The following is a 21,294-nucleotide window of genomic DNA, read 5'->3' as shown; positions in this document are numbered from 1 at the left end:
CCCAAAAGAACGCCCCCGCGCCACGCGGGCGGCGGGGCCTCTGTGGCGGCCCGCCGGGAGCTAAGGGATGGCGCGGCGGCGGGGCGGGCGTGGGGGGGGCGGGGGGCGCGGGCTAACGGGTGGGGGCGGGCGGCGGCGTTGGCGGCGTCGCGGTGGGACCCGCCCCGCCACTCTGCGTGGTTGGCGGCGCAGCCGGTGCCGGCGACTGGGACTGGATTTCCTGACCGGGCTGCTGTGGCGCTACCTCATCAGCTTCACGGTTGCCCCAGATCTCGACCGGTATCCAAACGACGAATGCAAGAATGAGCGCAACGACCAGAACCATCAGGATGCGGGCACCGGTGCGGCCCTGCTTTGCCTTCACCGCAGAGATCTGCTCTTCGGCATGCCGCCTTCCATCGGCGTTTTCCCAGCGCTTTTCCATCTGACGAGCCATCTTCGTCTCCCTTCGATGTCTCGCGGGCCGTATGCCGGCCCGCCTCAGAACTGTCGCTAGGAGCAACGGCTATGCGGCGGCATGGTTCCACCGCGCTTAGTAGCCTGCCTTCCGGTCCACCACGAACTCCAGCGGCTCACCGCGCTCGTAGCGGGCGATCTGTGCCTCGACATGGCGAAAGAGCGCATTCTCTTCGGAGATTGCGGCATCATGCGGGGTTATGAAGACACACTCCAAACCCCAGAGCGGATCTTCTGCCGGGAGCGGCTCGACCTCGAAGACGTCGAGCGATGCGCCGCCGAGCACACCGCTTTCAATCGCCGCAACGATGTCGCGTTGCACCTGGCTCCTGCCGCGCCCGGCATTGATGAAGACCGGCTTTCCGAGTGCACCGCCCCGATGAAGCTTTGCGAACAGCCGCGCGTCATAAAGGCCCGTCGTTTCCGGCGTTAGCGGCAGCAGGCCGACGAGGAAATCGGTCTTCGACAGGAAGATATCGAGTTCGCTTGCATCGAAGGTTTTTATCCCATCAAGTCGTTTGCGGCTTCGCGACCAGCCAATGACGTTGAAGCCCATGATCTTCAGCTTGCGAACGGCATCCTGCCCCAATACCCCAAGTCCCATAACGCCAACGGTGATTTCCGCAGCTTCCGGCGGCGCCATCTGGCTCCAGATCCGATCGCGCTGATGCCGGTCATGTTCGCGCTGCCGGCGCAGGTGCATCAGGCACTGCAGCACCACCCATTCGCTCATGCGAACCGTCAGGCTGCTGTCGACGAAGCGAACGATCGGCACGTCGGGCAGCCCCGAAAGGTTCATGAAGCTATCAACGCCGGCACCGCCCGAGAAGATGACCTTCAAGTTCTGTGCGCGTTCGAACAGGTCAGCATCCGGCTTCCACAGCAACGCATAGTCGATCGCGCTCAAATCGCGGCTTTTGGCCGCCGGATCGGCAAGATTGATGCTGCCTCGATCCGGAAAGGCGGTTTTCAGAATACGGGCGATGCCTTCGGGGTTGAACTTCAAATCGATGAGAACAGGAGGTCTTGCGGGCATGATCTTTTTACTGCTGGACGGCAGGCGTCGGCACTGCCTCGATATTGAAAGCGGCTGCCATCAGCGCCTTGGTATAGTCGTCTTTCGGCGCGCGGAAAATTTCTGCAGACGGCCCCTGCTCCACCACCTTGCCGAAACGCATGACGATGACGTCGTTGGCGAGCGCCTTGACGACTTTCAGGTCGTGGCTGATGAAGAGGTAGGCCAGATCGTGCTTCTTCTGCAGGTCGCGCAACAGATCGACGACCTGCGCTTGGACGCTCATGTCGAGCGCCGATGTCGGCTCGTCGAGCATGACGAAGCGCGGCTTCAGCACCATGGCGCGGGCAATCGCGATACGCTGACGCTGGCCGCCGGAGAATTCGTGCGGATAGCGCCAACGGGTCAGCGGGTCGAGGCCAACTTCTTCCAGCGCCCAGCAGACGCGCTGGTCCCGTTCTTCATGGGACTGCGAGCGCTCATGCACTTTCAGCCCTTCCGCGATGATATCGCCGACCGACATGCGCGGACTGAGCGACCCGTAAGGATCCTGGAAAACGACCTGAAGCTGGTTGCGCAGCGGCCGCATTTCGGTGAACGAATAGTCCGCTATATCCTTGCCGACGAAGCTGATGCGCCCTTTGGAGGAAATCAGCCGGGTGAGCGCCAGGCCAAGCGTCGTCTTGCCCGAGCCGGATTCGCCGACAACTCCGAGCGTCTGGCCGGCGCGCAGCGAAAGATCGATGCCGTCGACGGCCTTCACATGGTCAACGACCCTGCGCATCAATCCGGCCTTGATCGGGAACCAGACCCGGATATCGGAGCCCTCCATCACCAACGGCTTGGACGGATCGGCAACAGGCGGCTCGCCGCGCGGCTCCGCGGCCAAGAGATGGCGGGTGTAGTCATGCTTCGGATTGCTGAAGACCTCTTCGACCGTACCCGTCTCGACAATCCTGCCTTTGGTCATGACGCAGACGCGATCAGCGAACTTGCGGACGATGCCGAGATCATGGGTGATGAAGAGCAGCGACATGCCGTGCGCGCCTTTCAGCTTGCGCAGCAGGTCCAATATCTGTGCCTGGACCGTGACATCGAGCGCCGTCGTCGGCTCGTCGGCGATCAGCAGTTCGGGTCGGTTGGCGAGTGCCATCGCGATCATGACGCGCTGGCGCTGGCCGCCGGAAAGCTCGTGCGGATAGGCTTTCAGCCGCTTTTCCGGCTCGCGGATGCCGACTTGGTTCAAGAGTTCCAGCACCCGCGTGCGGGCCGCCTGGCCCGTCACGCCCTGGTGCAGATCGAGGATTTCGGCGATCTGCTTTTCGATCGTGTGAAGCGGATTGAGCGAGGTCATCGGCTCCTGGAAGATCATCGTGATGTCGTTGCCGCGCACCTCGCGCAGCGCCTTTTCCGATGCCTTGAGTAAATCCTTGCCCTTGAAGAAGATTTCGCCAGTCGGATGGCTTGCAGCAGGATAAGGCAAAAGCCGCAGGATGGAATTTGCGGAGACGGACTTGCCCGACCCGGATTCGCCGACCAGCGCGACGACCTCGCCCTTCTTGATGTCGAAGGAGATGCGATCGACAGCCAGCGATGTTTCACCGCTTTGATGGAAGGCGACGGAAAGATCGCGGACGGACAGAAGGGGTTCAGGCATCTGGCTCATGCGAAGGTCTTTCTCGGGTCAAACGCGTCGCGAACGGCCTCGCCGATGAAGATCAGCAGGGAAAGCATGATCGACATGGTGAAGAAGGCCGCCAGCCCCAGCCATGGCGCCTGAAGATTGGCCTTGCCCTGCGCGATCATCTCGCCGAGCGACGGCGAGCCGGGCGGCATGCCGAAGCCCAGGAAGTCGAGCGAAGTGAGCGTCGTGATCGAGCCGGACAGGATGAAGGGCAGGAACGTCAAGGTCGCCACCATGGCGTTCGGCAGCATATGGCGCCACATGATCGTCCGGTTATTGACACCGAGCGCGCGGGCGGCGCGGACATATTCGAAGTTGCGGGCGCGCAAGAACTCCGCGCGCACGACACCGACGAACCCCACCCATGAGAAGAGCAGCATGATGCCGAGCAGCACAAAAAAGCCCGGTGGCAGGATCGCGGCGATGATCAGCAAGATGTAGAGCACCGGCATCGACGACCATATCTCGATGAAGCGCTGCAGTAGCAGGTCCGTCCAACCGCCGAAATAACCTTGCACGGCGCCGGCCGTCACGCCGACAATTGCCTAGCAGATGGTCAATGCCAAGCCGAAGAGCACGGAAACACGAAAACCGTAGATGATGCGCGCCAGCACGTCGCGCGCCTGGTCGTCCGTTCCGAGCCAGTTGAGATTGCCGTAGTTGCAATTGGGGTCGTTGACGCCTTGCGGATAGCCGGAGCAGCGCTCCTCCTTGCTCATCAGCCAGAACGGCGGCGTCGGCGCGGAATGCGGGATGTTGGAATTCACCGATCGATAGGAATAATGGATCGGCGGCCAGATCATCCAGCCATTGGCTTTGATCTCGTCGGCAATCACATCCGAGCGGTAATCCGTTTCCGCCAGGAAGCCGCCGAACTTTTCCTCCGGATAATCCACCAGCACCGGAAACAGGATTTCACCCTTGTAGGATGCGATGATCGGCTTGTCGTTGGCGATGAATTCCGAAAACAGCGTCAGGACGAACAGCGCCATGAACAGCCAGAACGACCAGTAGCCGCGCCGGTTTGCCTTGAAATTCCGCCAGCGGCGAATGTTCGTTGGGGAAAGCAGGCCCTTGCGCGGTGGCTTGACCGGCGTGACGGGCGTCGGATTGGCAGCCGCATCCATCAGACATCCCTCCGCTCGAAATCGATGCGTGGATCGATCCAGGTATAGATCAGGTCCGAGAGCAGGCTGACGAAAAGGCCGAGCAGCGAGAAGATGTAGAGCGTCGCAAAGACAATCGGGTAATCGCGGTTGACGACCGAGAGATAGCCGAGGCGGCCGAGTCCGTCGAGCGAGAAGATATTTTCGATCAGCAGCGAGCCGGTGAAGAAGGCGGAAATGAAGGCGCCCGGAAAACTGGCGATGACGATCAGCATGGCATTGCGGAAGACATGACCGTAGAGCACCTGGCGCTCATTCAACCCTTTGGCGCGGGCCGTCGTGACATATTGTTTCTTGATCTCCTCGATGAAGGAATTCTTCGTCAGCAGCGTCGTCGTCGCAAAGGCGGAAAGCGAGAGCGAAATCAGCGGCAGCGTCAGGTGCCAGAAATAATCGAGCGGCTTCTGCCACCAGGCGAGCTGGTCGAAATTATCCGACACCAATCCGCGGAGCGGAAACCAGTTATAGAACGAGCCGCCGGCGAAAAGCACGATCAAGAGGATGCCGAATAAGAAGCTCGGCACGGCGTAACCGATGATAATGGCGCCGGACGTCCATACGTCGAAGGTCGAACCATCCTTCACCGCCTTGCGGATGCCGAGCGGAATGGAGATGGCATATGAGAAAATCATGATCCAGATGCCGAGCGAAACCGAAACCGGCAGCTTTTCCTTGATGAGATCGAGCACCGAGGTATTGCGGAAGAAGCTCTCGCCGAAATCGAAACGGATGTAATTCCACATCATTTCCAGAAAGCGCGTCAGTGGCGGCTTGTCGAAGCCGAACTGCTTTTCGAGCTTGGCGATCAGTTCCGGATCCAGGCCCTGGGCACCGCGGTAACTGGAACCGCTGTCATCAAACTGCTGTGCGAGATCGCCGCCGCCGGAAATCCTTTGGTCGGCACTATCCGCCTGACCGGTCAGCTGCGCGATGACCTGCTCGACAGGGCCACCCGGGGCAAACTGAATGACGGTAAAGGAAATTGCCATGATGCCGACAATCGTCGGTATCATCAAAAGCAGGCGTCGAAGAATGTATGCTCCCATCAGCGCGCAGCCTTCCAGGTCTCGAAATTCATTGCGGTGCGCGTCGCATCAAGAGTCTTCAATCCGCCAGCCTTCCCGCCGGGCGCACCGGCTTTTCAGGGTTTTCCGAAGTGATTCGGGTGGTCCATTTGGAACCCAGCCGTTCCGGCAATGCAAGCCCGCTATTTTGCATCCTTCGACCACCAGACATCCGGAAAGCCAAGGGCGTAGGCTGGCAGCTCAGCCGGCCGTGTGACCGTGTTCCAATAGGCAATCCAATAGGTGTCACGATAAAAGAGCGGTATGACATAGTGGTTGGCAAGCAGCACGCGGTCCATGGCCTTGATCGCCGCCACCTGTTCGTCGCGGTTCGGCGCGAAGATGATCATGCGAACAAGCGCGTCGACTGCCGGATTGGCAATGCCGGCATAATTGCGGGAGCCCTGTTGAGCAACCGAACCCGATCCCCAGTAGTCGGCTTGCTCGTTGCCCGGATTCATCGTCTCTGCCCAGACGTTCCAGATCATGTCGTAGTCAAAGCTGCGCACCCGATTGGTATATTGCGAGGCATCGACAGTCCGCACCCGCGCATCCACGCCGATCTTCTTGAGGTTGTTGACGTAGGGCACGACCCAGCGCTCCAGCATCGGGCTGGACAGCAGGATCTCGAAACTCATCGGCTGGCCGGTCTTGGCATTGACCATGCGGTTGCCCTTGAGGTTCCAGCCGGCCTCCTTGAAAAGCGCGATCGCCTTGCGCAGGTTGTCGCGGCTCTTCTGTGGATCGCCGCCGACCGGGTTGCTGTAGGGTGCGGTGAAGACTTCCGGCGGCACCTTGTCCTTCAACCCTTGAAGAATCTCCAGTTCCCGGCCTTGCGGCAGGCCGGAAGCGGCAAGCTCGGTATTCCAGAAATAGCTGTCGATACGCTTGTAGCTATTAAAGGCGACCGTGCGGTTCAGCTCTTCGAAATCGAACCCGTAGTTCAGCGCCTCGCGCACCCTCTCGTCCTTGAAGACGTCACGCCGCATGTTGGGCACCAGAGCCTGCAGAATGCCGGTGGCACGCAGCGGGTTGGGGACTTCCTCCTTCTTGACGCGGCCTTCCATTACGGCCGGAAAATCGTATCCGGTGGCCCAGCGGCTTGCCTGCGTTTCCTGCCAGTAATCGACATTGCCGGAGCGGAAGGCCTCGAATTCCACGTCACGGTCGCCGAAATAAGTGTATGTGACCGAACGGAAGTTGTTCTGGCCGACATTCACATTGATGTCCTTTCCCCAATAATCATCCCGCAGCTCGTAGCGGATGGTGGAGCCTGCGGAGAAGGCAGCGATCTTGTATGGTCCCGACCCCATCACCGGCTCGAGCGTCGTCTTCGAAATATCCCGAGGCTTGCCATCCGGGCCGGTGCCCTCCCACCAATGTTTGGGGACGACAACAAGCTGGCCTAGAATGTTGGGCAGTTCCTTGTTGTGTTTTTCGTCGAAGGTGAACTTCACATCGCGATCGCCCACCTTCTCTGCCTTGGCGACATGCTTGTAATAATTGGCCTGAAGCGGGCTAAGTTCCTTTGTCTTGTCGAAGCTGAAGATGACGTCTTCAGGCGTCACAGGTCGGCCATCCGCCCATTTCGCCTCCACGCGAAGCCGGAACGTCGCGCTCGATACGTCGTCAGGATAGGAAACGCCCTCCGCCAGAAGGCCATATGACGAGAGCACTTCGTCATCGGCAGATTTCAGTAAGGTTTCGAAGGACAATGCCAGCCCGATCGCAGCCTCGCCCTTCGCAAGCAGCGGGTTGAAGGTGTCAAAAGTGCCGGATGTCGAAAGCCTCAGATTCCCGCCTTTCGGTGCGTCCGGATTGACGTAATCGAAATGCTTGAAGCCGGGCTGGTATTTGAGTTCGCCTATCGTCGACGAGCCAATCCTGAAGTTCTGGTCTTGCGCCGAGACTCCCAGTGGCAAGGAGATCAAGGCAACCAGAGCAACGAGCAAACTTCTTTTCGACCACGCGACCGCCATTCACCAAACCCCGCCATTTTAGCTTTCTTCGAGAATACGGGAAATACAGGCAAAAAACAGGAAAGTGTGACGTTTTCGTCCATCTCGCAAAATTTTGACCGAGTTCAAGCCCCAGAACACGGGTTCCCAAGCCGCCTTGCCAACGTCGTCCCGAACCTTGCTGCCAAAACATCGATTCACCAAAATTGCTTTTCACGGTAGATTCGATGCAAATCACTCCGGCAGACATTCAGGATACCGCATGACATTCCGCCTTGCTTCGCCTTTCCAGACAATCGGCAGACTCGCTTTGGCGGGTATTGTCGGTGCAAGCCTGATTGCGGGCGATGCGGGAGCACAGCAGAAACAGCCGAGTCCCGGCAGCGCCAAAGCACTCTTCGGTTCGGTTTCCCTGCCCGCACAGGGCCCGGCCCAACCGATCGGCTTCTATTCGAAAGGGTGCATGCTGGGCGGCGTCGCCTTGCCCGTGGATGGTCCGACATGGCAGACGATGCGCCTTTCCCGAAACCGCCGCTGGGGCGATCCGGCGATGATTGCATTGCTAGAGCAATTGTCCCGCGATGCGCGACAGAAGATCGGCTGGCCGGGGCTGCTGGTCGGTGATATTGCCCAACCTCGCGGCGGGCCGATGTTCAACGGCCACGCCTCGCATCAGATCGGCCTCGATGCCGACGTCTGGCTAACGCCGATGCCTTCACGCCGGATGACAGCGCAGGAGCGCGAAGATCTTCCCTTCACCACGACGCTGCAGAAGGGGAAGTTCCTGACAATCGATCCCACGGTCTGGACGCAATCCCATGCCAAACTGTTGATGCTTGCGGCAAGCTATCGCGAGGTGGAACGCATTTTCGTCAACCCCGCAATCAAGAAAAAGATGTGCGACACCTGGACGGGCGACCGCACGAACCTCGGCAAGCTGCGCCCGATCTACGGCCACGATTCGCATTTCCACATTCGTATGAAATGTCCGCCGGGCGCTGCGGCCTGCAAGCCGCAGGCGCCAATTACCGACGACGATGGCTGCGGCAAGTCGCTGGCCTGGTGGTTCACCAAGGAGCCGTGGGCCGCACCGAAGCCCAATGCCCGGCCACCTAAGCCCCCGCGCGAAATGATGGTGTCCGATCTTCCGAAATCTTGTGCGGCCGTTCTGGATGCGCCGGCCGCTGCATCCATGGCGGCGACTAACGGCGGCTCGGCCGCAACCGCCCTGACAGTCGCACCGGCCGTACCTGCAGCAGCCGGAGACCTTCTTCCTGCCGTTGGCCCGGTTCCCACCGACAAGCCCTTGGTGCAATAAGAGCGGAAATGCTTGTTTTTCAAATCGTGGGCTTGTTATAGAAGCGGCTGCCAAATCGATTGAATTCATGGGATGGAGGTTCTTTTTCATGGCCGGCGGCAAATGCCTCGCATTGATTGCGCATGACCAGAAGAAGAACGAGATGGCGGAATTTGCCCGCCGCAACAAAGACCAGCTTTCCAAATGGCAGATCGTGGCAACCGGAACAACCGGCGGCCGCGTCCTCGACGCGGTGCCCGATCTCGATGTCACCCGGCTGAAGAGCGGGCCGCTCGGCGGCGATCAGCAGATCGGCGCATTGATTTCGACCGGTGAAGTCGGCGCGCTTATCTTTTTTGTCGATCCATTGACGCCGATGCCGCATGATGTTGACGTGAAGGCATTGATGCGGCTTGCAATCGTTTACGATATTCCAATGGCGCTGAACGAAGCGACTGCCGAAAAGCTCATCCCGACTCTGCACGCCTAGACACGGAACCGGCTATGTCCATGCTCAACACCAGCGATGCCCACCTGCCCTTTCCGATCCTGATTGGCGATATCGGCGGAACGAATGCGCGCTTCTCCATTCTTGCGGACGCCGCCGCCGAGGCCGTCAATTTCCCGAACGTTCGCACGGCCGATTTCAAAACCATCGATGAAGCGATCCTGATGGGCGTTTTTGCAAAGACGGACATGCGCCCGCGGGCGGCTATTCTCGCCGTTGCCGGCCCGATCAATGGCGATGAAATTCCGCTGACCAATTGCGACTGGATCGTCCGTCCTCATACGATGCTTGAAGGTCTCGGCATCGAGGACGTGATTGTCATCAACGACTTCGAGGCGCAGGCACTGGCAATTTCCGCGCTCGGTGAGAACGATCGTGAGCGCATTGGCACCGCATCGAGAGAGCTTGTCGCTTCCCGTGTTGTGCTCGGTCCGGGAACCGGCCTCGGCGTTGGCGGGCTTGTGCACGCGCAAGGCTCATGGATCCCGGTGCCGGGCGAAGGCGGCCATGTCGATCTCGGACCACGCAGCATGCGCGATCTGGAAATCTTTCCATATATCGAGACGATCGAGGGCCGCGTTGCGGCCGAACAGATCCTTTGCGGGCGCGGCATTGTCAATCTCTACCGCGCGATATGCAAGGCGGACGGCATTGATTCCAAATACCGCGATCCGGCCGATATCACCTCTCATGCGCTTGCTGAAACCGACAAGACGGCCGTGGAGACCATCTCGCTTTTTTCAACTTACCTCGGCCGGCTCGCGGGCGATCTGGCGATGATCTTCATGGCCAAAGGCGGCGTCTATCTTTCAGGCGGCATCTCGCAGAAGATCCTGCCTGCATTGAGACGGTCGGAATTCCGCGCCGCGTTCGAGGACAAAGCGCCGCACTCGCACTGGCTGAGGGCGATTCCGACTTATGTGGTGACTCACCCGCTTGCAGCTCTTGCCGGGCTTTCCTTCTATGCCCGCCAGCCCGCAAGCTTCGGCGTCTCGACCGAAGGCCGCCGCTGGCGCCGATAGCGCCGCTCTAGCCAAAGGCGCGCCAACTCTTTATAGAGCCGCCCCAAGCGCGCGGCTCATGTGGCGCACGTAGTCCGAGACAGGAAGCTTCATTTTTGGAATCGTCCGCGAACAAAAAGCGCACCGTCAGCAGCGATACCATCACCGGCGTCTTGAAGCGCATCATCGCCGAAAACGGCCGTGATCATATTGGGGGCTATGCTTTCGCGATCAGCTGCCTCGTTGTTGTCGCACTTTCGACTGCGTTCACCGCCTGGATCATGAAGGTAATCATTGACGAAGCCTTCGCAAATCGCCGTGCGGACATGGTCTGGATCATTTGTCTTTCGATCTTCATCGCATTCGTACTGCGTGGCTTTGCGAGCTACGGCCAAGCGGTTGCTCTGTCCAGGATCGGAAACAACATCGTGGCGCGCTACCAGCGGCGCCTTTATGCCCACCTGATGACGCTGTCCGTCGGCTTCTACAACGAAGCCCGCTCGGCGCACATCGCAGCGCAAGTCAGCCAGAATGTCGGCGGCATCCGCGATGTCATGAATCTGACCATCACGTCGACTGCGCGAGACCTGCTCACTTTCATAGCGCTGCTCGGCGTGATGGTTTTTCAGGATCCGCTGCTAAGTCTTGCAGTCTTCATCCTGGCTCCGCCGCTCCTTTACGGCTTGCGATATCTTTCCAAGCGTCTGCGTCAGGTGACCAGGGAAGCGATTCATCTCAACAGCCATGTCTTGGGCGCAATGCAGGAAACGATCCAGGGAATTGCGATCGTCAAAGCCTTCACAATGGAGGGCGAACTGGTACGCAAGCTCAACAAGCTTGTCGGGGCTGCTGAAAACCGCGCAAATCGGATCGCGCGCCTCTCGGAGCGCAATGCGCCGATGACGGAGACCTTCGCCGGTTTCGCCGTCGCCAGCATCCTTGCCTATGCCGCTTACCGTTCGATCTATCATAACGTGCCGCCGGGCGCATTCTTCTCCTTCGTAACGGCATTGCTGCTCGCCTACGATCCGGCCCGCCGTCTTGCAAGACTGCAGGTTCAGCTGGAACGCGCCGTCGTCAATGCCCGCATGATCTACGAGCTGCTCGACATGGAGCCGCGTCAGCGCGACCTTCCTGATGCCAAGCCGTTGAATGTGACGGATGCCCGCATCGAATTCCGTGACGTGTCCTTCGCGTACAGTGCCGATCCGATCCTCAACAACGTGAGTTTTGTTGCAGAAGGCGGCAAGACGACGGCGCTTGTGGGCCCTTCCGGTGCCGGCAAATCAACGGTCATCAATCTCATTCCACGCTTCTTCGACCCGAAGAGCGGACAGATTTTCATCGATGGTCAGGATATTGCACACGTCACCAAACAGTCGCTTCGCCAGCAACTCGCCTATGTGTCGCAGCAGCCGTATCTCTTCGAAGGCACGATCCGCGAAAACATCCGATACGGGCGGCCGGAAGCGACGGACGCCGAGGTCGAAGAGGCTGCCCGGCTTGCCTACGCCCATGAATTCATCCTCGCGCAATCCAACGGCTACGACACGCCCGTCGGCGAAAACGGCGTGACGCTGTCAGGCGGCCAGCGCCAGCGACTGTCGATCGCCCGGGCGCTCGTCCGGAAAGCGCCGATCCTGCTTCTCGACGAGGCTACATCGGCACTCGATACGGAATCCGAAGCGGCCGTGCAGAGGGCGCTCGATGAAGCGATGACCGGCCGCACCGTCGTCGTCATCGCCCATCGTCTTTCGACGGTCGTACGTGCCGACAAGATGGTCGTGATGCAGCAGGGCCGTGTCGTCGAAGAAGGCAATCACGAGACGCTTGCGAAGCGCAACGACGGACTTTACGCTCGCCTCAACAATCTTCAGCGGCCCGCCGCCTCCGATTCTTTTTGACACGGATTATGAGCTGACATGAGCGATGCTGCGATGAAGCTGGTGGTGGTTGGGGCAGCGGGTCGCATGGGACAAACGCTGATCCGGCTTATCGATTCCATGGAGGGTGTCACGCTGCATGCGGCCGTGGCCCGGCCCGGCTCGCCATTCGTCGGCAAGGATGCAGGCGAAATCGCAGGCCTTGGACCGAACGGCGTCATAATTGGGGACGACCCTCTCGCGGCCTTTCTTCATGCCGACGGCCTCCTGGATTTTACAACGCCCGGGACGACAAACGAATTTGCTGCACTCGCCGCCCAGGCGCGCATCGTCCATGTCATCGGCACCACCGGGTGTTCGGATGCGGATAACGCCAAGATCGCGGCAGCATCGCGTCATGCGCGTATCGTGAAATCGGGCAATATGAGCCTTGGCGTGAACCTTCTCAGCGTTTTCGTAGAGCAAGCTGCACGAGCGCTCGATGCTGCCGATTGGGATATCGAAATCCTCGAAATGCACCACAAGCGCAAGGTCGATGCGCCGTCGGGCACCGCACTGCTTCTGGGAGAAGCTGCCGCCAAAGGCCGGAATATCGACCTGTCGTCGCAATCCGTCCGCGTCCGCGACGGCCATACCGGCGCGCGCGAGACGGGTACGGTCGGTTTTGCGACGCTGCGCGGCGGTTCGGTGATCGGCGAACATTCCGTTCTCTTCGCCGGAGAAGGCGAGATAGTATCGATGTCGCACAGCGCCGCTGACCGCTCGATCTTCGCGCGCGGCGCCATCAAGGCGGCACTCTGGGCGCGCGACAAGAAGCCCGGCTTTTACTCCATGCTCGACGTGCTCGGGCTCTCCTCACATTGATCTCACTACGGAGGCATATTTCATGAGCGGCACCCTCGTCCTCGTTCGCCACGGCCAGAGCGACTGGAACCTGAAAAATCTCTTCACCGGCTGGAAGGACCCGGATCTCACCGAACTTGGCATCGAAGAAGCCAATACGGGAGGGCAGGCGCTTGCCGACTACGGCATAAAATTCGATGTCGCCTTCACGTCGGCGCTCGTGCGTGCGCAGCACACGCTGACGCTCATTCTCGACAAGATTGGCCAGCCTGACCTCAAGACCATCCGCGACCAGGCGCTGAACGAGCGCGACTACGGTGACCTCTCGGGCCTCAACAAGGACGATGCCCGCGCCAAATGGGGCGAGGAGCAGGTTCATATCTGGCGGCGTTCCTACGACGTCCCGCCTCCTGGCGGCGAAAGCCTGCGCGACACCGGCGCGCGCGTCTGGCCTTACTATCTCACCGAGATCTTGCCACGCGTACTGCGCGGTGAAAAAGTGCTCGTCGCTGCCCACGGCAACTCGCTGCGTTCGCTGGTCATGGTGCTGGACCGCCTGACCAAGGAACAGATCCTGGCACTCAACCTCGCGACCGGCGTTCCCATGGTCTACAAGCTCAATGCCGACTCCACCGTCGCTTCCAAGGAAGTGCTCGGCGATATGTCCGGGGCGCATTAAGCCTTCGACATCTCATTCAAAAGCCGGGCTCGCTGCCCGGCTTTTTCAATTCAATTCTCTATCGTGAACTGCACCCTGTCGGCTGCAAAGCGGCTGATCGAATACTGAACCGGCACGCCGTCAAGATCGGTATTCATTGCCTTGGCGATGAGCAGGATGGCGCCTGGCGTCAATTCCAGCGTGGCGATGTCGTGTGAATCGGCGTGAGCGGCGGTAATCTCGGTCGTTGCGCGGACGTAATCCGGCAGTCCGGGGTCGGCAAAGGCCTTGGGGATCGATTCCGTCTTGCGATAGACTTCGTCGATACCGGCAAACCGGTCGGCCGGAAACCATGTCGTTGCGCAAGATACCGGCCGCTTGTCGGCCAGGCGCAATGTTTCGAGACGGATCACCCCCGTCCCGGACCTAAGCTTCAGCCAGCGCGCAACGTCAGCATCAGCCCTCTCTTGCGCATGGTCAAGCAGCAGGCCGCGCATCTCGCGCGCCTGAGCGCCAATACCGGCGGTGAAGCGCGTACGCCGCGTGATCGGAAAATTCAGCCTGTCCTTCCGCTCGATCAAGGTGCCGCGGCCCTGCACTGCGCGCACGATGCCTTCCTGAGCAAGGGCGGCAAGCGCGCTTCTGACCGTATGGCGATTGACGCCGAATTGCAGCGCCAGGACAGTTTCCGGCGGCACCATGCCGGTCTCGTCATAAGCCCCGGCACTGATTGCGTCGCGAATCCGGTCCGCGATCTGGCGCCAGAGCGCCACGCCCGTCTGTCTCTGTACCTGGTTCAGTCCGGCCATTCGTTCCCGCCCCGCACGTTCCCTTGAGTGATGTCACACGCTTGTCACGTCTTCACCTTAAGGCTACAAATACCTTGTATGGTTGTCTATATCAATAGACATTTAAAGGAGCGGCGATGACGTCAGCGAAACAAAAGCGCCTTGCGACCCAGCCCGAGATTGATCGCAAGCGCGTTGCCGATCTTCTCGCGCGGGCTGACCCGCACGAACTCGTTGGTGCCTTTGACGCACTCGCTGAAAAGCCATCGGTTCAACCGGTGCGCGGGCCGGAAACCGGTCTGGTGATGGTGCGCGGCCGCATCGGCGGCGGCGGCGCCGCCTTCAATCTCGGCGAGGTCACGGTTACGCGCGCAACAATACGGCTTGGTTCCGGCGCCGTGGGTCATGCACAGGCGCTCGGCACGGACCGCGAAAAGGTAAGGCTTGCCGCGATCTTCGACGCACTGTGGCAGGACGATGCGATGAAGGATTTCGTCGAGGAGAGGCTGCTTTCGCCGATCGCGGCGCGGATCGCTGGGGTCGATCGCCGCAAGGCGGACGAGACGGCGGCGACACGGGTCGATTTCTTCACCATGGTGCGCGGAGACGACTGATGAGCCTCAAGACAGAAGCCCTGACAGGTGGTTTTGCCGAACCGGTCTTCCACGCCCAAAGCGTCTTCAAGACCATGATGGATGGCATGGCGCGTCCCGGCACGATCCAGACCATCGCGCCCGAAGTTGCGCCACCTGCGCCACTTGGCGTAGCTGCAGGTGCAATTGCGCTGACACTGTGCGACCATGATACACCGGTTTGGCTCTCTTCGGGGCTCGCGAAATCGGCAATGCTTGATTGGCTCGGCTTTCACACCGGCGCGCCCGTGGTGCCTCAAAGGGCCGAAGCCAGCTTTGCCTTTATTGAGCACGGCGTGACGCTTTCCTCGTTCGGACTCTTTGCCTTAGGCACGCAGGAATATCCTGATCGCTCGACAACGCTGATCGTCGAACTTGCAGGACTCGAAGGCGGCCGCCGGCTGGCCTTGACAGGCCCCGGCATTCAAAGCGTGAACGAGATTGCGCCTGTTGGCCTGCCAGAGGCGTTCCTGCGGCTCTGGACGGAAAACCACGCCCTCTTTCCGCGTGGCATCGACCTCGTGCTGACGGCAGGCAGCCGTTTCCTCTGCTTGCCGCGCACCACCAAGATCATCGCAACGGAGATGTGAGCCATGTATGTTGCCGTCAAAGGGGGTGAGGCCGCCATCGAGAACGCCCATCGCCTGCTTGCCGACCGCCGTCGCGGCGACCGCTCGCTGCCTGCGATCGGCATCGACCAGATCGTCGCACAGCTGGCCCTTGCCGTCGACCGTGTCATGGCGGAAGCCTCGCTCTACGACCGCACGCTCGCCGCACTTGCCGTCCGTCAATCGCGCGGCGACATGATCGAGGCAATTTTCCTGCTGCGCGCCTATCGCACGACGCTGCCACGCTTCGGCTATTCGAAACCGCTCGACACCGCGGCGATGAAGATCGAGCGCCGCGTTTCGGCGACCTACAAGGATTTGCCGGGCGGCCAGCTTCTCGGTCCGACCTTCGACTATACGCACCGACTGCTCGATCCTTCGCTGCTTTCCGACGAGACCGTTGAAGAACCGGCGCAACGCCCTGCCGAAGCCGGCCGCATGATCCGCGTGTCGGAGATCCTTGGCCAGGAGGGGCTGATCGAGGCCGACGGCGATATGCCGGAGGATCACGAGATCGGTGACCTTACTCGTGAACCGATGGAATTTCCGATGAGCCGCGACCTTCGCCTGCAGGCGCTCGCCCGCGGCGACGAGGGCTTCCTCCTGGCACTCGGCTACTCCACGCAACGAGGCTACGGCCGCAATCATCCCTTCACGGGGGAAATCCGCATCGGCGAGGTCGAAGTGGAGTTTTATGTTCCCGAACTCGGCTTTGCCGTGTCGCTTGGCGCGATCCAATTGACCGAATGCCAGATGGTCAATCAGTTCAAGGGTTCGGCCAAGGCACCGCCGCAGTTCACGCGCGGCTACGGCCTCGTCTTCGGCCAGAGCGAACGGAAGGCGATGTCGATGTCGCTGGTCGATCGCGCGCTACGCGCCGAAGAGCTCGGGGAAGACATCACGGCGCCGGCACAGGACGAGGAATTCGTCATTTCTCACTCCGACAATGTCCAGGCGACCGGTTTCGTCGAGCATCTGAAATTGCCGCACTATGTGGATTTTCAGGCCGAACTGGACCTTGTCCGCCGCATGCGCCGCGACTTCGAGGCAAACCGAGCCGGCGGCGACACCATCAAGGAGGCGGCCGAATGAGTGATCTTGCCAGCTACAACTTCGCCTATCTCGACGAGCAGACCAAGCGGATGATCCGCCGCGCCATCCTCAAGGCAATCGCGATTCCCGGTTATCAGGTGCCTTTTGCTTCGCGCGAAATGCCCATGCCCTATGGGTGGGGCACCGGTGGAGTGCAGGTGACTGCTTCAATCATCGGGCCGGACGACGTGCTCAAGGTCATCGACCAGGGCGCCGACGACACCACAAACGCTGTCTCCATCCGCGCCTTCTTCCAGAAGGTCGCAAACGTCGCGGTGACCACCCACACCAGGGACGCGACGATCATCCAGACGCGCCACCGCATCCCGGAAGAAACGCTCGGAGCCAACCAAGTGCTCGTCTACCAAGTGCCGATCCCCGAACCGCTCCGCTTCCTCGAGCCACGTGAAACCGAAACGCGAAAGATGCATGCGCTAGAAGAATACGGCCTCATGCATGTGAAGCTCTATGAGGACATCGCCCATAACGGCCGCATCTCCAAGACATATGCCTATCCGGTGAAGGTCGCCGGCCGCTACGTGATGGATCCTTCGCCGACGCCAAAATTCGACAATCCGAAAATGCATCTGTCGAACGCGCTGCAGCTCTTCGGCGCCGGCCGCGAGAAACGGATCTATGCCGTGCCGCCCCATACGGAAGTCGTCAGCCTCGATTTCGAAGACTACCCTTTTGAAATCCAGCGCTTCGGCAAACCCTGCGCGCTTTGCGGCGCGGAGGATGTCTATCTCGACGAAGTGATCCTCGACGATAAGGGCGGCCGGATGTTCGTCTGCTCCGATACCGACCATTGCGAAGACCGCCGCGAGCAGGGACATGCAGGCGAGATGCTTGCGCCGAAGGAGGCTGCGGAGTGACCGACACCCCTCTCCTCAAAGTCAACGACGTTTCGAAATTCTATGGCAATCGTATCGGCTGCCGGAATGCCTCTTTCGAGCTCTGGCCGGGCGAAGTGCTGGCCGTCGTGGGCGAATCCGGTTCCGGCAAAACGACGCTACTCAATTGTATCTCGACGCGCCTGATGCCGACGACCGGCAGCGTCGAATATCATATGCGCGACGGAAACTATCGCGATCTCTACCGCATGAACGAGGCAGAGCGTCGCTTCCTGATGCGCACCGATTGGGGTTTCGTGCACCAGAATCCGGCCGACGGCCTGCGCATGACGGTGTCGGCCGGGGCCAATGTCGGCGAACGGCTGATGGCGATCGGCGACCGGCACTACGGCAAAATCCGCTCGACTGCCATCGACTGGCTGGAGCGTGTCGAAATCGACGCCGGCCGCATTGATGATCAGCCCCGCGCTTTTTCGGGCGGCATGCGCCAGCGCCTGCAGATCGCCCGCAATCTCGTCACCAGCCCGCGGCTCGTCTTCATGGACGAACCAACCGGCGGCCTCGACGTCTCGGTTCAGGCGCGCCTGCTCGATCTGGTTCGAGGTCTCGTCAATGATCTCGGCCTTTCGGCCATCATCGTCACGCACGATCTCGCCGTCGCGCGTCTGCTCTCGCATCGCATGATGGTGATGAAGGATGGCTATGTCATTGAGCACGGTCTGACCGATCGGGTGCTCGATGACCCGCGCGAGCCCTACACACAATTGCTCGTCTCATCGATCCTGCAGGTCTGAAAGGCAACAATCATGGCAACGCCCCTCGTCATTTCCGAAGTCTCGAAGAGCTTCACGATGCATTTGCGCGATGGCATCAAGCTGCCGGTCATCTCCGATGTCGCCTTCTCCGTTGCTGCCAGCGAATGCGTCGTCCTTGGGGGCCCTTCTGGCATCGGCAAGAGTTCGCTGCTCAAAATGATTTACGGCAACTACGCCGTCGACACCGGCCAGATCCTGATCAGTCACAAAGGCCGGGTTGTCGATCTTGCCGCTGCGGACCCACGCGCCGTTATCGATGTCCGCCGTCATACGCTGGGCTATGTCAGCCAGTTCCTGCGCACCGTGCCGCGCGTTGCCGCGATCGATGTCGTTGCCGAACCACTGGTTGCCCGCGGAGAGGCCGCAGCCGGCGCTCGCGAAAAAGCCGCAGCACTGCTTGAAAAGCTCAATCTTCCCGAAGCGTTATGGCAACTGCCGCCTGCGACTTTCTCGGGTGGCGAGCAGCAGCGCGTCAACATCGCTCGCGGTTTTATCACAGAGCATACGGTGCTGCTGCTCGATGAGCCGACCGCTTCTCTCGATGCGACAAACCGCGCCGTGGTCGTCGGCATGATCGCGGAGAAAAAAAAGACCGGCGTTGCGCTTCTCGGCATATTCCATGACGAGGAGGTGCGAGAGGCGGTCGCCGATCGCATCCTCGACGTCCAGCAGTTTTCGCCGCGAAAGGCGGTCGCAGCATGAGCCGGAAGCTGGGCGACACGCCCTATATTCATGAGACCGCCTCCGTCAGCGATGCCACACTTGGCCGTTATACGGAAATATCCGAACGCTGCCGGATCAGCGAAGTCGAATTCGGCGATTATTCCTACATCATGCAGGACGGCTCCATCTGGTGCGCGACGATCGGCAAGTTCGTAAACATTGCCGCCGCAGTTCGCATCAACGCGACCAACCATCCGACATGGCGTGCGACGTTGCATCACTTCACCTATCGCGCCGCGGACTACTGGCCGGATGCGAACATGGAGACGGAATTCTTCGAATGGCGACGTTCCAACCGCGTCGTCATCGGTCATGATGTCTGGATCGGCCACGGGGCCACCATCCTGCCCGGCGTCACTGTCGGCAATGGTTCGGTGGTTGGAGCCGGCGCCGTCGTCTCGAACGATGTTGCATCCTACACGATCGTCGGCGGCGTTCCTGCAAAGCTTATTCGTGAACGCTTCCCCAAGGAAATCGGTGAGCGGATGGACAAACTTGCCTGGTGGGATTGGGAGCATTCAAGATTGCGCGCAGCGCTCGAGGATTTCCGGGCGCTGTCGGCCGAAGCCTTCCTTTGCCGGCATGATGGCTAAAGCTCTGCGGGCAAGGCCGCTGAAAGATCGATGTCGCCGCTTGATCATCATTCTGTCACGGAAATCTTTTAGCCGGGGAGCTTGCTTGCAGTCCATCGCCAAATCGCTGACATTGCGGCTCTGCCCGACCATCTTTTCAGGACAAGACTTTTGCGCTACGCCCTCTATTTCACGCCGCCAAAGAACGATCCCCTGACGGGCGCAGCCTCGATCTGGCTCGGGCGCGACGCATTTGTGGGCGAAACTTACCCGGCTCCAGAGGAAGATGGGATGACGGCCGCGGAGCAATTCGAGCTGACAGCCGATCCGCGCCGTTACGGCTTTCATGCGACTATAAAGGCGCCTTTTGCGCTTGCCTCTTCGGTCAACGAGAAAGACTTGATGGCTGTCGTGGAGGATTTCACCGGCCGTACACCGGCATTCGAAATCCCCGAACTCGTCCTCGGGCAGATCGGCCGCTTCTTTGCGCTCGTTCCAGGTTTTCTGCATGCGCCGCTTCAGGATTTCGCGGCAAGCGTGGTAAAGTCCTTCGAGCCGTTTCGCGCAGCGCTTTGCGAGGCCGATATTGCAAGGCGAAAGCCTGAAAAATTGACGGAAAGCCAGCGTGCCAACCTCATGCGCTGGGGTTATCCCTATGTAATGGAGGATTTCGGTTTCCACATGACGCTCACCGGCCAAGTGCCCGAAGAGCGCTCAGCACTGATGAAATCGATCCTGGAGAAGCGTTTCGCCGCCTTCATCGGCCGGCCGCTTTCCATTTCCGGCCTCGCGGTCTTCACCGAAGAAGAGCGCGGCGGACCGTTCAAGATTCATTCCTGGCTGCCGCTTGCCGGCGCCAAACGCTAAGAGATCCGCAGATGACCACAGAGACAGTCCTTTCCAACGCCCGCATCGTTCTTGAAGACGAGATCGTGAATGGCTCGCTCTTGATCCGCGACGGCAGGATTGCCGATATCTCCGAAGGCAATTCGGCAAACGGAGAGGATTTCGAAGGCGATTACCTGATCCCCGGCCTCGTCGAACTCCATACCGACCATCTGGAAGGCCACTATTCGCCTCGCCCGGGCCTGCGCTGGAACAAGACGGCGGCCATCCAGGCCCATGACGCCCAGATCGTCACCTCTGGCATCACCACCGTTTTCGACTGCCTGCGCATGGGCGCGGACGAGGACGGTGGCTTTGAACACGGCGAAATGCGCGAGATGGCTGACGCCATCCAGAAGGCCGAGCAGGAAGGCCGGCTTCGCGCGGAACACCTGATCCACCTGCGCTGCGAAGTTTCGGCCGACAACGTGCTGGCGCATTTCGCAGACTTCGAGGACGATCCCTATGTCCGCCTCGTTTCGCTGATGGACCACGCGCCGGGCCAGCGTCAGTTCCAGACGATGGATCAGTACGTCTTCTACTATCAGAAGAAGCGCGGCCTTTCGGACGAGGCGTTCGCGCGCTTCATCGAAAAGCGCCTCGGCGAATCCGCTCGCAATTCGACGCCGCACCGCTCCGCGATCGCCAAGGTCTGCAAGGAGCGTGGTATCACCGTTGCGAGCCACGACGATGCGACACTTGCCCATGTCGACGAGGCGATCGAAAACGGCGTGCGCCTTGCGGAGTTTCCAACGAGCTTCGACGCCGCCAAGGCATCGCACACGCACGGGA

General features: G+C 60.3%; 21 protein-coding genes and 1 pseudogene. 15 read left to right on the top strand and 7 right to left on the bottom strand.

Annotation, left to right across the window (positions count from 1 at the left end; genetic code table 11):
- Window positions 1-112: 112 nt before the first annotated feature.
- The 6 genes and pseudogenes from C9413_RS08975 to C9413_RS08950 form a co-directional block, all read right to left on the bottom strand.
- Complete coding sequence (locus C9413_RS08975; RefSeq protein WP_170250375.1) at window positions 113-436, bottom strand: hypothetical protein; 324 nt, start codon at window positions 434-436, stop codon at window positions 113-115.
- A 96-nt stretch (window positions 437-532) separates the two neighbouring features.
- Window positions 533-1,492: a glyoxylate/hydroxypyruvate reductase A gene (locus C9413_RS08970; protein ID WP_039843549.1), complete on the bottom strand. Its 960-nt coding sequence runs from the start codon at window positions 1,490-1,492 to the stop codon at window positions 533-535.
- 7 nt (window positions 1,493-1,499) lie between these two features.
- On the bottom strand, window positions 1,500-3,137 hold the full coding sequence (locus C9413_RS08965) for an ABC transporter ATP-binding protein (RefSeq protein WP_039843548.1): 1,638 nt from the start codon (window positions 3,135-3,137) through the stop codon (window positions 1,500-1,502).
- Window positions 3,134-4,282 (bottom strand): annotated as a pseudogene (locus tag C9413_RS08960) (ABC transporter permease). Before C9413_RS08960 ends, C9413_RS08965 begins: the two are co-directional and overlap by 4 nt.
- On the bottom strand, window positions 4,282-5,367 hold the full coding sequence (locus tag C9413_RS08955) for a microcin C ABC transporter permease YejB (RefSeq protein ID WP_022713284.1): 1,086 nt from the start codon (window positions 5,365-5,367) through the stop codon (window positions 4,282-4,284). The pseudogene C9413_RS08960 and the gene C9413_RS08955 overlap by 1 nt, the downstream one beginning before the upstream one ends.
- A 161-nt stretch (window positions 5,368-5,528) precedes the next feature.
- A complete protein-coding gene (locus tag C9413_RS08950; protein WP_039843546.1) occupies window positions 5,529-7,364 on the bottom strand; it encodes an extracellular solute-binding protein in 1,836 nt (611 codons plus the stop codon).
- A 241-nt stretch (window positions 7,365-7,605) separates the two neighbouring features.
- Between C9413_RS08950 and mepA the strand changes: the two genes are divergently transcribed.
- The 6 genes from mepA to C9413_RS08920 all read left to right on the top strand — a co-directional run bounded on the left by mepA (window position 7,606) and on the right by C9413_RS08920 (window position 13,554).
- Window positions 7,606-8,661 carry a penicillin-insensitive murein endopeptidase gene (gene mepA / locus C9413_RS08945; protein WP_039843545.1) on the top strand — a complete coding sequence of 352 codons (1,056 nt, stop codon included), beginning with the start codon at window positions 7,606-7,608 and terminating at the stop codon, window positions 8,659-8,661.
- 88 nt (window positions 8,662-8,749) lie between these two features.
- On the top strand, window positions 8,750-9,130 hold the full coding sequence (locus C9413_RS08940; RefSeq protein WP_170250374.1) for a methylglyoxal synthase: 381 nt from the start codon (window positions 8,750-8,752) through the stop codon (window positions 9,128-9,130).
- Window positions 9,131-9,144: 14 nt separating this feature from the next.
- Window positions 9,145-10,170 carry a glucokinase gene (locus C9413_RS08935; protein ID WP_039843544.1) on the top strand — a complete coding sequence of 342 codons (1,026 nt, stop codon included), beginning with the start codon at window positions 9,145-9,147 and terminating at the stop codon, window positions 10,168-10,170.
- Between the two features lie 95 nt (window positions 10,171-10,265).
- Window positions 10,266-12,053: an ABC transporter ATP-binding protein gene (locus C9413_RS08930; protein WP_039843543.1), complete on the top strand. Its 1,788-nt coding sequence runs from the start codon at window positions 10,266-10,268 to the stop codon at window positions 12,051-12,053.
- 18 nt (window positions 12,054-12,071) lie between these two features.
- A complete protein-coding gene (gene dapB, locus C9413_RS08925) occupies window positions 12,072-12,896 on the top strand; it encodes a 4-hydroxy-tetrahydrodipicolinate reductase (protein ID WP_039843542.1) in 825 nt (274 codons plus the stop codon).
- Between the two features lie 22 nt (window positions 12,897-12,918).
- Window positions 12,919-13,554: a 2,3-bisphosphoglycerate-dependent phosphoglycerate mutase gene (locus C9413_RS08920; RefSeq protein WP_039843541.1), complete on the top strand. Its 636-nt coding sequence runs from the start codon at window positions 12,919-12,921 to the stop codon at window positions 13,552-13,554.
- Between the two features lie 50 nt (window positions 13,555-13,604).
- Here the strand turns inward: C9413_RS08920 and phnF are convergent, their stop codons facing one another.
- Window positions 13,605-14,342 carry a phosphonate metabolism transcriptional regulator PhnF gene (gene phnF / locus C9413_RS08915; protein WP_170250373.1) on the bottom strand — a complete coding sequence of 246 codons (738 nt, stop codon included), beginning with the start codon at window positions 14,340-14,342 and terminating at the stop codon, window positions 13,605-13,607.
- Window positions 14,343-14,458: 116 nt separating this feature from the next.
- Between phnF and phnG the strand changes: the two genes are divergently transcribed.
- The 9 genes from phnG to C9413_RS08870 all read left to right on the top strand — a co-directional run.
- Window positions 14,459-14,935: a phosphonate C-P lyase system protein PhnG gene (gene phnG, locus C9413_RS08910; protein WP_039843539.1), complete on the top strand. Its 477-nt coding sequence runs from the start codon at window positions 14,459-14,461 to the stop codon at window positions 14,933-14,935.
- Window positions 14,935-15,543, top strand: coding sequence for a phosphonate C-P lyase system protein PhnH (gene phnH / locus C9413_RS08905; protein ID WP_039843538.1), 609 nt, complete (start codon window positions 14,935-14,937; stop codon window positions 15,541-15,543). The genes phnG and phnH overlap by 1 nt, the downstream gene beginning before the upstream one ends.
- Before the next feature lie 3 nt (window positions 15,544-15,546).
- Complete coding sequence (locus tag C9413_RS08900; RefSeq protein WP_039843537.1) at window positions 15,547-16,653, top strand: carbon-phosphorus lyase complex subunit PhnI; 1,107 nt, start codon at window positions 15,547-15,549, stop codon at window positions 16,651-16,653.
- Window positions 16,650-17,528: an alpha-D-ribose 1-methylphosphonate 5-phosphate C-P-lyase PhnJ gene (locus C9413_RS08895; RefSeq protein ID WP_039843536.1), complete on the top strand. Its 879-nt coding sequence runs from the start codon at window positions 16,650-16,652 to the stop codon at window positions 17,526-17,528. The genes C9413_RS08900 and C9413_RS08895 overlap by 4 nt, the downstream gene beginning before the upstream one ends.
- Complete coding sequence (gene phnK, locus C9413_RS08890) at window positions 17,525-18,301, top strand: phosphonate C-P lyase system protein PhnK (protein ID WP_022713271.1); 777 nt, start codon at window positions 17,525-17,527, stop codon at window positions 18,299-18,301. The genes C9413_RS08895 and phnK overlap by 4 nt, the downstream gene beginning before the upstream one ends.
- A gap of 12 nt (window positions 18,302-18,313) precedes the next feature.
- A complete protein-coding gene (gene phnL, locus C9413_RS08885; RefSeq protein ID WP_039843535.1) occupies window positions 18,314-19,024 on the top strand; it encodes a phosphonate C-P lyase system protein PhnL in 711 nt (236 codons plus the stop codon).
- The gene (locus C9413_RS08880; RefSeq protein ID WP_039843534.1) at window positions 19,021-19,638 is read left to right on the top strand and encodes a DapH/DapD/GlmU-related protein; all 618 of its coding nucleotides are present in this window, start codon (window positions 19,021-19,023) and stop codon (window positions 19,636-19,638) included. The genes phnL and C9413_RS08880 overlap by 4 nt, the downstream gene beginning before the upstream one ends.
- 150 nt (window positions 19,639-19,788) lie before the next feature.
- A complete protein-coding gene (locus C9413_RS08875; RefSeq protein WP_039846569.1) occupies window positions 19,789-20,484 on the top strand; it encodes a DUF1045 domain-containing protein in 696 nt (231 codons plus the stop codon).
- Window positions 20,485-20,495: 11 nt separating this feature from the next.
- The coding region (locus C9413_RS08870; protein WP_170250372.1) for an alpha-D-ribose 1-methylphosphonate 5-triphosphate diphosphatase at window positions 20,496-21,294 on the top strand (799 nt) is incomplete at its 3' end.

Origin of the sequence: Rhizobium sp. SEMIA 4085, from assembly GCF_013004495.1 — a bacterium.
Taxonomy (GTDB): Bacteria; Pseudomonadota; Alphaproteobacteria; order Rhizobiales; family Rhizobiaceae; genus Rhizobium; species Rhizobium gallicum.
Note: the sequence above shows the minus strand (reverse complement) of the source record. Positions and strands in the feature narration are given on the sequence as shown.

Coding starts and splice junctions, on each gene's coding strand:
- phnG (WP_039843539.1), top strand. CDS start 14,459: ATGACGTCAGCGAAACAAAAGCGCCTTGCGACCCAGCCCGAGATTGAT.
- C9413_RS08880 (WP_039843534.1), top strand. CDS start 19,021: ATGAGCCGGAAGCTGGGCGACACGCCCTATATTCATGAGACCGCCTCC.
- dapB (WP_039843542.1), top strand. CDS start 12,072: ATGAGCGATGCTGCGATGAAGCTGGTGGTGGTTGGGGCAGCGGGTCGC.
- C9413_RS08920 (WP_039843541.1), top strand. CDS start 12,919: ATGAGCGGCACCCTCGTCCTCGTTCGCCACGGCCAGAGCGACTGGAAC.
- C9413_RS08940 (WP_170250374.1), top strand. CDS start 8,750: ATGGCCGGCGGCAAATGCCTCGCATTGATTGCGCATGACCAGAAGAAG.
- C9413_RS08975 (WP_170250375.1), bottom strand. CDS start 436: ATGGCTCGTCAGATGGAAAAGCGCTGGGAAAACGCCGATGGAAGGCGG.
- phnH (WP_039843538.1), top strand. CDS start 14,935: ATGAGCCTCAAGACAGAAGCCCTGACAGGTGGTTTTGCCGAACCGGTC.
- C9413_RS08955 (WP_022713284.1), bottom strand. CDS start 5,367: ATGGGAGCATACATTCTTCGACGCCTGCTTTTGATGATACCGACGATT.
- phnL (WP_039843535.1), top strand. CDS start 18,314: ATGGCAACGCCCCTCGTCATTTCCGAAGTCTCGAAGAGCTTCACGATG.
- C9413_RS08935 (WP_039843544.1), top strand. CDS start 9,145: ATGTCCATGCTCAACACCAGCGATGCCCACCTGCCCTTTCCGATCCTG.
- C9413_RS08950 (WP_039843546.1), bottom strand. CDS start 7,364: ATGGCGGTCGCGTGGTCGAAAAGAAGTTTGCTCGTTGCTCTGGTTGCC.
- mepA (WP_039843545.1), top strand. CDS start 7,606: ATGACATTCCGCCTTGCTTCGCCTTTCCAGACAATCGGCAGACTCGCT.
- C9413_RS08965 (WP_039843548.1), bottom strand. CDS start 3,137: ATGAGCCAGATGCCTGAACCCCTTCTGTCCGTCCGCGATCTTTCCGTC.
- C9413_RS08895 (WP_039843536.1), top strand. CDS start 16,650: ATGAGTGATCTTGCCAGCTACAACTTCGCCTATCTCGACGAGCAGACC.
- phnF (WP_170250373.1), bottom strand. CDS start 14,342: ATGGCCGGACTGAACCAGGTACAGAGACAGACGGGCGTGGCGCTCTGG.
- C9413_RS08900 (WP_039843537.1), top strand. CDS start 15,547: ATGTATGTTGCCGTCAAAGGGGGTGAGGCCGCCATCGAGAACGCCCAT.
- C9413_RS08970 (WP_039843549.1), bottom strand. CDS start 1,492: ATGCCCGCAAGACCTCCTGTTCTCATCGATTTGAAGTTCAACCCCGAA.